This is a genomic window from Amycolatopsis sp. NPDC114484 (assembly GCF_055633755.1).
Map to the genome: position 1 here is coordinate 51965 of NZ_JBVKDQ010000036.1, position 12986 is coordinate 64950.

The 12986-nt window shown below is 67.3% G+C and carries 15 protein-coding genes; 10 read left to right on the top strand and 5 right to left on the bottom strand.

Going from position 1 to position 12986, the window contains the following annotated elements; translation table 11 throughout:
* Position 1 precedes the first annotated feature (1 nt).
* Positions 2-733 (bottom strand): SDR family NAD(P)-dependent oxidoreductase, encoded by a 732-nt coding sequence (locus tag ACZ7SW_RS42885; RefSeq protein ID WP_470236112.1) that lies wholly within the window; start codon positions 731-733, stop codon positions 2-4.
* Positions 730-1047, bottom strand: coding sequence for a hypothetical protein (locus ACZ7SW_RS42890; RefSeq protein ID WP_470236113.1), 318 nt, complete (start codon positions 1045-1047; stop codon positions 730-732). Before ACZ7SW_RS42890 ends, ACZ7SW_RS42885 begins: the two co-directional genes overlap by 4 nt.
* Before the next feature lie 70 nt (positions 1048-1117).
* Between ACZ7SW_RS42890 and ACZ7SW_RS42895 the strand changes: the two genes are divergently transcribed.
* Complete coding sequence (locus tag ACZ7SW_RS42895) at positions 1118-1957, top strand: LysR family transcriptional regulator (RefSeq protein WP_470236114.1); 840 nt, start codon at positions 1118-1120, stop codon at positions 1955-1957.
* Here ACZ7SW_RS42895 and ACZ7SW_RS42900 read toward each other — a convergent pair.
* Positions 1923-2891, bottom strand: coding sequence for a hypothetical protein (locus ACZ7SW_RS42900; RefSeq protein WP_470236115.1), 969 nt, complete (start codon positions 2889-2891; stop codon positions 1923-1925). The two genes, ACZ7SW_RS42895 and ACZ7SW_RS42900, sit on opposite strands and share 35 nt — an antisense overlap.
* 101 nt (positions 2892-2992) lie before the next feature.
* On the opposite strand from ACZ7SW_RS42900, the gene ACZ7SW_RS42905 reads away from it, so the two are divergent.
* Positions 2993-3544: a helix-turn-helix domain-containing protein gene (locus tag ACZ7SW_RS42905; RefSeq protein WP_470236116.1), complete on the top strand. Its 552-nt coding sequence runs from the start codon at positions 2993-2995 to the stop codon at positions 3542-3544.
* Between the two features lie 189 nt (positions 3545-3733).
* Positions 3734-4621, top strand: a complete 888-nt coding sequence (locus ACZ7SW_RS42910) for a carbohydrate-binding protein (protein WP_470236117.1) — start codon at positions 3734-3736, stop codon at positions 4619-4621.
* Here the strand turns inward: ACZ7SW_RS42910 and ACZ7SW_RS42915 are convergent.
* Positions 4618-5574: a LysR family transcriptional regulator gene (locus ACZ7SW_RS42915; protein ID WP_470236118.1), complete on the bottom strand. Its 957-nt coding sequence runs from the start codon at positions 5572-5574 to the stop codon at positions 4618-4620. The two genes, ACZ7SW_RS42910 and ACZ7SW_RS42915, sit on opposite strands and share 4 nt — an antisense overlap.
* 57 nt (positions 5575-5631) lie before the next feature.
* Complete coding sequence (locus tag ACZ7SW_RS42920; protein ID WP_470236119.1) at positions 5632-6780, bottom strand: MFS transporter; 1149 nt, start codon at positions 6778-6780, stop codon at positions 5632-5634.
* Between the two features lie 80 nt (positions 6781-6860).
* Between ACZ7SW_RS42920 and ACZ7SW_RS42925 the strand changes: the two genes are divergently transcribed.
* The 7 genes from ACZ7SW_RS42925 (at position 6861) to ACZ7SW_RS42955 (ending at position 12927) form a co-directional block, all read left to right on the top strand.
* Positions 6861-7283: a MarR family winged helix-turn-helix transcriptional regulator gene (locus tag ACZ7SW_RS42925; RefSeq protein WP_470236120.1), complete on the top strand. Its 423-nt coding sequence runs from the start codon at positions 6861-6863 to the stop codon at positions 7281-7283.
* A 110-nt stretch (positions 7284-7393) separates the two neighbouring features.
* Positions 7394-9154: a chitinase gene (locus tag ACZ7SW_RS42930; protein WP_470236121.1), complete on the top strand. Its 1761-nt coding sequence runs from the start codon at positions 7394-7396 to the stop codon at positions 9152-9154.
* A gap of 293 nt (positions 9155-9447) precedes the next feature.
* Complete coding sequence (locus tag ACZ7SW_RS42935; protein WP_470236122.1) at positions 9448-9882, top strand: hypothetical protein; 435 nt, start codon at positions 9448-9450, stop codon at positions 9880-9882.
* On the top strand, positions 9882-10499 hold the full coding sequence (locus ACZ7SW_RS42940) for a DUF3558 domain-containing protein (RefSeq protein ID WP_470236123.1): 618 nt from the start codon (positions 9882-9884) through the stop codon (positions 10497-10499). Before ACZ7SW_RS42935 ends, ACZ7SW_RS42940 begins: the two co-directional genes overlap by 1 nt.
* Before the next feature lie 11 nt (positions 10500-10510).
* Positions 10511-11776, top strand: a complete 1266-nt coding sequence (locus ACZ7SW_RS42945; protein WP_470236124.1) for a hypothetical protein — start codon at positions 10511-10513, stop codon at positions 11774-11776.
* 38 nt (positions 11777-11814) lie between these two features.
* Complete coding sequence (locus ACZ7SW_RS42950) at positions 11815-12585, top strand: ESX secretion-associated protein EspG (RefSeq protein WP_470236125.1); 771 nt, start codon at positions 11815-11817, stop codon at positions 12583-12585.
* 72 nt (positions 12586-12657) lie between these two features.
* A complete protein-coding gene (locus ACZ7SW_RS42955) occupies positions 12658-12927 on the top strand; it encodes a hypothetical protein (RefSeq protein WP_470236126.1) in 270 nt (89 codons plus the stop codon).
* Positions 12928-12986: the final 59 nt, after the last annotated feature.

Genomic DNA, 12986 nt, shown 5'->3' on the forward strand with positions numbered 1-12986 from the left:
ACTACGCCCGTCGTCCGCCATCGACCGACAACGTGGTCCCGGTGACGTACGACGCGGCGTCCGAGCAGAGCCAGACGACGGCCGCGGCGGCTTCTTCCGGCGTGGCCAGCCTGCCGAGCGGAGTGATCGCCTCCTGCCGGGCGATCAGGTCGGGGTCGCCAGCCCATTTGTCGAACCCCGGAGTCCGCGTCGGCCCCGGGCACACCGCGTTGACGCGGATGCCTTCCGCCGCGTAGTCCACCGCCGCGACCTTGGTCAGTCCGACGATTCCGTGCTTGGCCGCGACGTAAGCCGGAGAGTTCGGGATCGCGTACAGCCCGCCGTTGGACGCGACGTTCACGATCGCGCCGCCCTTCAGATGCGGCAGTTCGTACTTCATGCAGAGGAAGGTCCCGGACAGGTTCACCTGCACCACGCGCTCGAACTCGGCGAGGGTCAGCTGGTCAACGCGTTTGTGCGACGACAGCCCAGCGTTGTTCACCGCGAAGTCGAGCCCGCCGTACGCCTCGACCGTCTGCTTGATCGCCGCCCGCACCGACGGCTCGTCGCCGATGTCGACCCGGACGGCCAGAGCCTCCCCGCCGTCTTTCTTGATCAGCTCGACGGTCTCCGCCGCCGCGGTCTCGTCGATGTCCAGCACAGCCACCGCCGCCCCGCCGCGCGCGAACTCGATCGCCGCCGCCCGGCCGATCCCGCTGCCCGCGCCGGTGACGAGCCCATTCCGCCGGGTCATGCCAGCGACTCGTGATTCGCCCAGGCCACGCGGTACGAATGCCGCGCCTGCCACCGTTCGATCACCTCGTGCAATTCGGGCGCGGTGAAACTCTTGGCCAGCGCGTCGAGGTCGGCGAGGGTGACCTGGACGATCGCCGTCGCGATGAGCGCCGGGATAGCGTCCTCGCCAGGGATCGGCAGGTGCTTGCGGGTCTGCACCGACTCGGCGTACCCGGTCGCCAGCATGGCTTGTTCGATATCGCCGAGGTACTGATCCAGCTCGGCGTCGGGCACCGGCTGGTCGAACGAAACAATCATCGTGTGCGTGATCATGCTTCAAGTTTTGCCCGAGTTTCGGCCGGACGTCCAAGACCGATTCGCTATTTGGCGATAACCTGGAGGCATGGCTGAGCTAGAGACGCGCGAACTCGAGTACTTCCTGGCCGTCGCCAGCGAGCTGCACTTCGGCCGCGCCGCCGTGCGGCTGTCGATCGCCCAGCCCGCGCTGTCGAAGGCGATCCAGCGCATCGAAACCCGGCTCGGCGTGCAATTGTTCGCCCGCTCCAGCCGCCACGTGGAACTGACCGCGGCCGGCGAGGCGCTGCAGGAACACGGACGGCACGCGCTCAACGCGGTCAGCGCCGCCGCCCGCAACGCCCGCCGTGCCGGGGAGAGCCACCTGCGCCTGGTGCTCAAACCGGGCGGCGACGCCGGGCTGCTGTCCGGGATCCTCGCCGAGTACTCCCGCCATCCCGACGCCCACCAGGTCGACATCCTGTTCAGCGGCCCCGCCGACCGCACCGACTTCCTCCTCAGCGGACGCGCGGACGTCGGCCTCCTGTTCATCCCGTTCGACGACCTGACCGGGCTCGCCTACGAGACCCTGCACGCCGAGGACCGCGTCGCCATCGTCCCCAGCACACACCGGCTGGCCCAGCAACCGGCCGTCCGACTGTCCGATTTGGACGGAGAGACGATGCCGTCGTGGAAAGGGGTTCCCGGGGTCGAGGGAACCGGACCGGAGGTCGCCGACGTGGTTCAGCTGCTGCACCTCATCTCGCTGGAGCGGATGGTCGGGGTACTGCCGCGGTCGCTGGTGGACCAGGTCCCGCCGGGGGTCGTCTGCGTGCCGATCGAAGACGCTCCGCCGAGCCAACTGGTACTCGCCTGGAACGAGCAGGACCGGCGGCCGCAGGTGGCTTCGTTCGTTAACGCGGCCCTGGATTCGGTGAAGCTCGCCTGAAGGCCACCAGCAACAACGCCGCCACCGCGATCGCGAACCCGATGTTTCCCAGCACGGCCGTCGTTCGCGGAATGTCCATGTCCCGCGCGTGCTGCCAGCCGACCCAGACGTAGGTGACCAGCGCACCCGCGGCGAGCGCGAGCCGGTGCCGCGCGCCCCATCCAGCAGACCGGCACCACCGGAACACCAGCGCGACCGCCGCCGCGACCAGCAAGCACCACCCGGCCGCGACCAGCCGTTGCGGGACGCCGTCCGGCAGGAATTCCCGGCACCACACCAGACTCGTCGTCCCGAACGCCGCGACCCCCACGACCGCGGGTGCGGGAGCGACGCCGTCCCGAGGCCGCACCGACCTCCTGCCCAGCCAAAATCCCAGCACGACCAACCCGGCGATGGCCGCGAACGCCCAGCCCAGCTGGCTGGCCGAAGCGACGAATCCCGTCGAGGCGGTCTGCATCGCACACAACGCCGCCGATCCGACCACGAACACCGCCGCGACGACCGCCAGCCCGACCTTGCCCAGCCACGGCCGGGTGCGGTCCCGCGAGAACGCTTCCACGATGGCGATCGGCACGCAGATGCTCCAGACCGTGTGCATGGTCAGCACGTCCTGAAGCATCTGAACGCTCGTGCCCAGCGCCGGGACGTACGTTTCGGAATAGGCCGCTGCGATGTCGAACCCGCCGTAAGCCGGGTTCCACAGCATCGTGTCGATCGGCCCCTCCTCCAGCAGCGCGTACGCCGCCGCGAACGGGATGATCGCCGCCCAGCCGCGGCCGGTGCGCCGCGCGACCTCGCGGATCAGCAGCGCGCCGCCGCCGTACATCGGCGCGAACAGGAAGAGCGAGCCGACGTCGGTCACCGGGGTGTTGCCCAGCAGGTACTCGCCGACCAACGGAGCGAGAAAGAAGAGGGCGACTGCCTGCCTGAACACGCGAACCAGGCTAGGGCGGCTTATCGGCCGGAACATCCGTCCGCGGTCGATCGTCAACAGCCGTCGGGCTAATTGCGTTCAGTCCTGAGGCCAGGAGTGTCATGCTGGCCTGCGTGGAGGACATCATCGCCGAGATCGGCCCCCGGCTCCGGCACTTCCGGCGGCAACGGAACTGCACCCTGGACGAGCTGTCGAACGCGACCGGCATCTCCATCAGCACCCTCTCCCGGCTCGAATCCGGCCAGCGCAAGGCCACCCTCGAACTCCTGCTCCCCATCTCCCGCGCGCACCGGGTCCCGCTGGACGAACTAGTCGGCACCGCCCCGCTGCAACCGGTCACCCGCGGCGACCGGACCGTCGTGCCGCTCACCCGGCAACCCGGCCGGCTGCAGTCGTTCAAGATGATCTTCGACGCCGCCCAATGCGAACCCGCTCCGCGCACGCACCCCGGCCACGAATGGTTCTGCGTGCTCAGCGGCAAGGGCAGGCTCGTGCTCGGCGAGCACGACGTCATCCTCAAGGCAGGCGAGGTCGCCGAATTCGACACCCGGATCCCGCATTGGTTCGGCAGCACCGGCGACGGTCCGGTCGAAATCCTCAGCCTGTTCGGCAAACAGGGCGAACGCCTCCGCGTCCGGGCAAAGCCGCGCTGATTACTCCAGCCGGCGGCATAACCCGCGGCCCGAGGGAAAACCTATGCCCTCGCTGACCTGCGCCGATCTGAACACACCGTCGAAAGTCGGTGCCTGGCAACAAAAACCCCGACTTAACATCCGTGTCCCGCGGACGGACACCCTTTTCCCTCCGCGCGTTTCCTTCGCCTACGACGAGGAGATGCATCGATGCGGAAACTCTTTGCCCTGCTCACTTCCGCCCTGACGGCCGCGGCTGTCGTCGCCGGCAGCCCGCCGGTTTCCGCGGCGCCGGACAGCGGGGTGGTGCCCGGGCTGACCGGTACCGCCGCGAAAACCGCCGCCGGAACCGCGGCGGACCGGTTCCTCAAGCTCCGCCGCGAAAAAGCCGGCCACGCCGCCAAACCGCGGCTCGACGCGCAAGCGCACACCTTCTGGGGCCCCGAACCGCAACTGTCCAGTGGCGCGGACGGAATTCTCGTGACGCACAGTGTCGTCCCCGACCTCCGCCTCTCGAACAGCGCGGACGTCGTCTACGCCCCGACGGTCAAGCCCACCGGCCACTCCTGCATCGAAGTCGTCACCGCGTACGGACTCGACCAGGGCGGCCAGGTCTGGGCTTGGGACTGGTGCGGGACCATCGGACCCGCGAAGGTAGTCCCGCTGGACAACTCGTTCCTCTCCAACTACACGTCCACAGTGGACGGACACCCGGCGTTCACCGTCCAGGAAGTCCAGACCGACGCGGGCGCCAACAGCTGGACGGCTTCGCTCTACAACGTGAAGACCGGCAAGTGGGACGACCTGTTCACGCAAAGCGGCAGCGACCAGAGCACCCTCAACGAGGGCTGGGACATCTTCGAGCTGTACTCGACCGTCGACCCGTCGACCGGACAGGCGTACTACTGCTCGGACGCGAAGGGCAAGGTCTTCGAATCCAGCCAGCTGCAGTTGCGCATCGGCGGCCAGTGGACGCCCGCGACCGAGTCGAACTCGCCGTTGCAGCCGACCTCCAGCCCGAACCCCAGCGACTACAGCTGCTCGTCGCTGCAGTTCGAGGTGCCGAGCCCGAACAGCAACTGGCGGGTCACCGTCTAGGCCCCGGCCGGCAGGAGTGCGTGCCACCAGCGGTCGAAGGCGGCACTGCACCCCTGCCGGCTGGCGTAATCACGGGCCACCTTCTGAGATATCTCACCGGCCCGGTCCGCGACCGCCGTGCCCGGCCGGTAACACAACCGCAGCTCCTGCCACAGCGGCGCGTCCTCGATCGCCCGCACCACGATGCCGCCCTGCCGGTCCTCCCTGGTCGCCAACGCCGGCGCGACCGCCATCCCCTCGCGCACCAGATCCAGCAAGGTGGCCAGGCACTGCGGCCGATGCGGCTGATCGAGCACGACCCCTCGCTGTCGGCACACTTCCTGCAGATACACCGCCCACCGGGTCGTCCACGGCGGATCGTCCGCCCACGGATACGCGGCGAGTTCTTCCAGCGGGATGTCGTTGCTAGCCGCCAACGGATGCTCTTCAGCCAGAATCACGAAAACCGGTTCGCACGCCCGCACCACCACACTCTCGACGCCGTCCGGAACGATCCGATCCGGAAGCGGCGCAAGGTAAACCAGCGCGAGATCAAGCTCCCCGTCCGCGAGCGCGGTCAGCGTACGAGCCTCGTCCTGCTCCTCGTGCACCCGCACCGCTGGACACCATCGCTGATCCCGCAGCCACCTTGCCAGCGAAAGATGCAAAAACCCGCTGTATCCGCCGATCCGCACCGCCTCGCCCAGCTCCCGCCGCGCGCCGGCCCGCTCGGTCAGCGCGGACATCCCGGCCAGCACCGCGCGCGCGTCCGCGACGACGTCCTCCCCGAGCGCTGTCGGCACACATCCCGTCGGCGATCGCGCGAACAGGCTCCCGCCGACCGACCGTTCGACCCGCCGAAGCAACCCGGACAACGCCGGCTGCGAAACGTGCAGCACCTTGGCCGCGCGAACGAGACTGTGCGCGTCGGCGATGGCCACGAGTGCGCGCAGGTGGCGAAGTTCCAGCTCCATGACTCCTCCGGCCGCGACCCCTCGCCTGGCCACTGTAACGCCGAAGATCGTGAGGAATTACCGACGCGAGTCGGTACTCAGCCGCTCCCGGCGAAGCGAGTACAGCGCGATGCCGAGGCCAGCCACGGTGAGGACCGCGGCCAGCAGATAAATCGATTGCGGCGCGCGAGCGATCACCTGCCCGCCCAGCAGTCCCGCCACCGCGGCAGCCAACTGAAACCCGGAAGCGTTGACCGCCACCGCCAAGGTCGGAGCGCCGCTCCCCGCGGCGATAACCCGCGCCTGCATTCCCGGGACGATCCCGAAGGCGAGCATCCCGAGCACGAAAACCAACCCGATCATCACCGGTTTGACCGGGCTGCCCAGCCAAGCCGCCACTAGTGCCACGACCAGCGCGGCCAGCATCCAGGCCAACGACGGCAGCAGTGCCTTGTCCGCCCACCGCCCGCCGAGGTAGTTGCCCGCGACCGCACCGACGCCATACAGAACCAGCAGCACCGGGAGCAGATCGCTGCGGAATCCGCTGACATCGTTGAGCAACGGCGCGATATACGTAAAAACGGTCACCACGCCCACGTTGCCGAGCACGGTCAGGCCGATCGCCTGCCAGACGCCGCGATCGGCCAGCACCCGCATCTCTCCGCGCACCGACCCGCTCGCGGCCTGCGCGGGAACGAACCGCAGCACCAGCAGCAACGCGATCCCGCTGACCACGGCGACCGCGCCGAAGGTCGCCCGCCAGCCAAGATGGTGGCCGAGACCCGTGCCGAGCGGACTGCCCGCGACGATGCCGAGGTTCAACCCCATGGTCACCTTCGCGATGGTCGAAACCGCTTTACCCGGCGGTGCCATCGACACCACGGTCGCGATCGCGACCGCGAAGAACGTAGCCACCACCAGCCCGGCGACAAACCGCGACACCACCGCGAGCACGTAGCCCGGAGCGAACGCCGACCCCAGATTGCCGGCCATGGACACCACGATCAACCCGGCGATGAGCGGCTTGCGCGGGACCCGCGCGGTAGCCAGCGTGACCAACGGCCCGCCGATGATCATCCCGAGCGCGTAGGCGGTGACGAGCAGTCCGGCCGACCCCACCGAAACCGACAGTCCGGCGGCGACGTCGGGGAGGATTCCGGCGATCACGAACTCGCCGGTGGTGAGGCTGAAGACAACGAGCAGCAAGGAAAAAACCGAGAGCGGCACGGCACCCCACAGTAGTTCTAGTTCGAATGATTCGAACTAGAACTATCACAGCTCGAATCAGTTCCGCTAGACTCGGGCGCATGGCAGGGACCCCGGGCGTGGACCGCGACGTGTGCAAGCTGGTCCACCACCTCGCGCACACGCTGGACGTCCACGTGCGCCGCGTAGCCGAGCAGATGGGCCTGACGCCGAGCCAGGTGATCGCGTTGCGCGAACTGTCGGAGCCGATCACCGCGCGCGAACTGGCCGCCCGAATGGCGTGCGAGGCCTCGAACGCCACCTTCGTCCTGGACCGGCTCGAAGAGCAGGAGCTGATCCAGCGTCAGCCGCACCCCGCGGACCGCCGGGCCAAACAGATCGTGCTGACCCCCGCGGGCAAACGCCGTCGCACCGAGGCGTTGCGCCACCTGGACGCACGCTCCCCGCTGACGCCGCTTAACCCGGCCCAGCAGGAGTCCCTGCACGAGCTGCTCCGCGCACTGATGCCGGAGGGCACGGCCTAGGGCTTACTTCCCTGGAAAGCCGACTTTCGTCGGTCGAATAGGTCTGGACAACCTGATGAGTGGTCTAGACAATATCTGCCAGGGGGTCGCATCAGACCGGAGGAACCGCAATGAAGCGTGCTCGTTTCCTCGTCGTGCTCCTGCTAGCCGCCGCCGGACTGGTCGTCGGAGGCCCAGCACAGGCGGCGAACCTGCTCGCCAACCCCGGTTTCGAAGCCGGTTCGACCTCCGGCTGGACGTGCCCGGCAGGCACCGCCGTCAAGACGCCAGTGCATTCGGGAACCTACGCCCTAGCCGTCACTCCCGGTGCGTCCGACGTCGGCCAATGCACCCAAACAGTGTCCGTGCGCCCAAGCACGACCTACTCGGTTTCCGCCTGGGTCCAAGGCTCACCCGTCTACCTGGGCGTCACCGGCGGTTCCTCCACTTGGACGAACGCCTCCGCGTACAGCCAGCTCTCGCTGTCCTTCACCACCACCGCGAACCAGACGTCCGCTGAGCTGTATCTGCACGGCTGGTACGGCGCCGGCACGTACTACGCCGACGACGTTGTCCTAGACGGCCCCGGCAGCGACACCCCCGGCGCACCCGGCGTCCCAGGAACCCCGACCGTCGGCACCGTCACCAACACCTCAATCGCCCTGAACTGGACCGCAGCCGCGGGAACCGTGACCGGCTACCGCGTCTACGAAGACAACACCCTGCGCGCCACCGTGCCCGGAACGTCCACGACGCTCTCCAACCTCGCCCCTTGCACCTCGCACAGCTACTCGATCACCTCCTACAACGACAAAGCCGAATCCGCCCACACCCCCGCGGTTTCCGCGACCACCAGCGGCTGCACCAGCACCGGCCTGCCGAAACACGCACTGATCGGCTACGTCCACGCCAGCTTCGCGAACGGCTCGGGGTACCTGAAGCTCGCCGACGTCCCCGCCGCCTGGGACATCATCGACCTGGCCTTCGCCGAACCAACGTCAGTGACCTCAGGCGACGTCCGCTTCAACCGCTGCTCGACCACCGAATGCCCCGGCGTCGAAAGCGATGCGGACTTCATCGCAGCCATTCGCGCGAAGCAGGCGCAGGGCAAGAAGGTCCTGATCTCGATCGGCGGCCAAAACGGCGAAGTCCAGCTGACCAGCACCGCCGCCCGCGACAACTTCGTCAACTCAGTCGCGGCGATCATCGACAAATACGGCCTGGACGGCCTGGACGTCGACTTCGAAAGCCAGTCCCTCTCCCTGAACTCGGGGGACACAGACTTCCACAACCCGACCACGCCGGTGATCGTCAACCTGATCTCGGCCCTGAAGACCCTGAAAGCCCGCTACGGAGCCAAGTTCGTCCTGACGATGGCCCCGGAAACGTTCTTCGTCCAGGTGGGCTACCAATTCTACGGAGGCGCCGGCGGGGGCGACAGCCGCACGGGCGCTTACCTCCCAGTCATTTACGCCATGCGCGACTCGCTGACGGTCCTGCACGTCCAGGACTACAACTCCGGCCCAGTCATGGGATTGGACAACCAGTACCACACCATGGGCGGCGCGGACTTCCTGATCGCCATGACCGACATGCTCAAGTCCGGCTTCAAAGTCGCCAACACCGGCCAAACCTTCCCCGGCCTGCGAGAAGACCAAATCGCAGTCGGCCTCCCCGCGGCCGTGAGCGCAGGAAACGGCTACGTCTCACCAGACGAGGTCCACACCGCAGCAACCTGCCTGGCCCACGGAACAGGCTGCGGCTCGTACACGCTGCGCGGCGGACCGTCGCCCGCGTTGCGAGGGTTGATGACTTGGTCGGTGAACTGGGATCGGTATTACGGGTGGGCGTTCCAGAACGCACACCGCCCGTTCCTGGACGGGCTCGGCTGAGCCCCAGCCGCGAGATTCACGCTAGTCCTGAATACATACCGGCAATGCTCACGTCTCCACGATGGCAGCACTACCTGGCTGAAAATGTTGCGAAATGCGAAGACTTTCACCCGCGTGAGCACTGAGTCAAGCATTCACCCAAAAGGTTTATCCGGATGCCAGTAATCGACATCGGAGGTCGTTTGCCCGGCCAGCGCTCAGACTCAGCGGCATATTCCGATTTCCGGCTGAATACCGTCTGTTCGGCCTAGTGAAGTTAGGGTTCGAGCCAGCCACGCAAGGGGAGGATGCAGATGGCTGAGCAGGCGACACCACCAGGCAGTACCGGTGCCATCGGGGCACTCGCCGGGGCACGGTTTTTCCTCGCCGACGGCACGTCCAGAGGCGGTGGCGGTTCCTCCGGTGGCGGCGCACCCGGCTTTTACCTGAGCAGGGACGCCATGACCACCGAACTCAAGAACCTGCAAAACTTGCAGACGCGCATCGATTCCCAGATCGACAAGGCCGTCCCGATGTGGACCATTACCCCTCCGGGGAAGGACCCGGCCTCACTGCGGAACACCGACGCCAGCAACAACTCCGGGAACTACTACCGCGGCCACCTGATGCGGCAAAGCGCGTATCTCGGCTCGATCATCCAGAAGATGAAGGACGCGCTGGGCATCCACGACGCGCACGACCAGCGGGCCGGCCGGGATATCGGCAAGCAGGGCGAGGGACACTTCTGATGCGTTCGATCCGTTTCCGCGTTCCGTTGCTCGCTCTGCTGCTGGCCGCCGGACTGGCCGCCTGCGGCGGAAACGGGGGAAAACCCGATCCCTTGCCCAGCACCGGGTCGCCGGGCAGCGACACCCAGCAACCCTCTTCAGGAGCTCCCAAGGTCGAGAGTCCGTTGCCGGCGTCTCTCGTCCAGGGCGATCCCTGCAAGGTGCTGACCGACGCACAGGTGAAGACGTTGTTCTCCGGCGTATCGCCTGACGTGCAGCCGTCACAGGACACCGGGGTCGCCAGACAATGCCGGTGGTCGAACCCGAGCCGCGGCTCGGGCATCAGCGTGCAGCTCGTGTACGCGTGGAAGGACGGTCTCGGCCACGTCTACGCGAAGAAGAACGAAGGTTTCTTCGAAGAACTCGCACCCGTGCAGGGCTACCCCGCGGTGGCGTACGGGCCGACCGACGACCGGCCAACCGGCCGCTGCAGCGTCGCGATCGGCATCGCCGACGACGCCGCTTTCGAGGTAGATGTGAAACTGGCCGACTCCCAAGCGGGGAAGAGCGCCGATCCCTGCCAGGACGCCCAGCACGTCGCCAACCTGGCCGTCACCACGTTGAAGGGCGGCGCTTGAGCATGTCGTCGTTGACCGACGCGTACCTGGCGGTCCTGAAGCAAATGCAGGCCGAAGGCCTCATCATCCTGCCCGGCGAACTCGTGCGACGGGTGAAAGCAGGCCCCGGGCCGGAAAGTCTCGGACGGGCACAGCACACCGCGGCACTCCAGTCCGCCGAGCAGCACGGCATCGAATCCGACACCCTGACCACAGTGGGCCGTCTGGAAAGCGCCTGGTCAGGACAGAGCGGAGACGCGGCGAGGGGATCGCTGCGCCCGCTGGCGGATGTCGCGGCGTCCGCGTCGATGGCACTGCACGACAGCCAGTCCACGCTCGCCGACCAGTCGCACGCGTTCACCTCGACTCGACATTCGCTGCACGACGTCTCCGACGACCCGCCCAGCCGTTCCGCATGGGACGTGCTCACCCCCTGGGACACCGACAACGAGAAGAAGATCAACGCGCGCAACGCGGCCGTCGAGCAGAACAACACCGTGTATCAGGGGTTCACCGGAACCAGCGACGGCCACGCTCAGAAAATGCCCATCGACTACGGACAGGTCCCCGATTCCTCAGACGGCACCTACGGCCTGGCGCCGGCGCAGGAACCCGGTCAGAGCGACACACCAGAGCACCACCGGGAACAGGTCTCCACGCCCGTCCACCGACCCGACGCCTACCGGCCGGTCGACCAGCCCGGCTCGTCAGCAGCGGCCCCTCCCGGACCAAGCACGACGCCGCTTTGGCACAGCACCGTTCCCGGCGACCGTCAGCCTCCGGCCTATCTGCCCCCGGCCTCTCAGGGCTACGACAGCACCGGCATTTCCGGCTATGTCCCGCCCAGTTCCCCCGCCGTGGACCACACCCCGGCGCAGTTCGGGCCCAGCGGCTCCAGTTCCGGTTACGTTCCCGGCGGTTCCAGCAGCGACCACAATCCCGGCCGCCTCACCGGTATGCCTGGGCCTTTCGGACCCAGCGGAGGAACACCAAGCGCTGGCGGCGGCCGCCCCGGCACCTCCGTGCGAGGCAGCGGACCGGGTGGCCCCGGAGAGGCCGGGAAATCGACCGGAGCCAACCGGTTCAGCGAACCGGATCGCGGGATGCGCGGCGGACAGGGCACCGGCGCGCCCGGTGCCAAAGGAACCAACGGCATGCCCATGGCCGGCGGCGCGGGAAAAGGCGGCAAAGGCGAAGAGGACGAAGAAAAGAAGGCCGCGTCCTACCTGCAGGAAGCCGACCCGAACTCGTTGTTCGGTTACGACGGCAGAGCGACGCCGCCGGTCATCGGCGAATAGCCGGCATCGAACGGCGGCAAGGGGGGAACAAGAACGTGATGCTGCTCGACGCCCCGGTGACCGTCCCGCGCCTGGCGGTCGCGAAAGCTTGGGAGTGGGAACGAATCGGCCCGGCACATCCGGTGATGGGCGTCGTGGATGTGTGGGTCGAAAACGAGGCCGCCATGCGTTTGGACGCCCTGACCCGTCAAGTTCTGGCCGAGCCCGGTTTCTACGACTTGCGTGCCGACAGGGTCACCGCCGAGTTCCGCGACCTGATGCTGGCAGTCGCCAACGCCGAGGCCGAATGCTACGGCTGGTTCATCGGCGGAGACCGGGACCGCGCGACGCTCGCGGTCCGCACCGGCCGCCACGCGGTCCTCGCCACCGTTGAGAACGACCTGCTCACTTTGACGACGATCGGTGCGAGCCAACTGATCCGCGCGGTCGTCGAACAATTGCCCGACTTCCCAGCGGCCACGATCAACGAATTCACCGTCCCGAAAGCCGAATACGACCGGGGCGGGGCCAGTGACTCGTACACGTTGGACACCAGCAGCGACTACACCGTCACCACCCCCGCGGACCAACTCCGCACCCTGATGGAGTCGCGAAGGGCCGCCAGCCACCAACTGTTCGTCGCCGCCCGGCCCGGCGGTACCCGCAGCGCCAGCATGCCGTTGACCGCAGTGGACAGCCTCGACCACGGCAGAGTTCTCACCTACCTGCTCGACGGACCCCGCGGCGAGGTCGCCATCGCCTGCGGCCCAGGTACCCCTGAATACGTCACCGGCACACTCGAAAACACCCTCGGTGCGCTCCGCGGCTGATCAGACAGAGATTTCCAATAGCCTTCACGGAAACGGCGGGACAATAGCGGTACCGCCTGTCAAAATAGCCTGATGCGGCTAACGGACCCGCTCAACAAACGACAGCTTGAAGTACTCCGCTGGATCGCGGACGGCTGCCCGGACGGCGCGATGACCGGACACGGTCACAAGGCCACCGCGAGAGCCTTGCAGGATCGGCGACTGGTCAAGGTCAGCAAGCGAGACAACGTCTGGTCCGCCGAGCTGACCGCGACCGGTACCCACTACCTCGAGCACGGCGAGTTTCCGCCGAAAGCCACAGCCACACCTAAGAGCATGTCTCATTTGGTGAGTTTCTTGTAGCAGGTGATGGCGGCGCCGAGGGCGAGGAAGGCGAGGTAGTGGCTGGGTTTGCGTTCGTA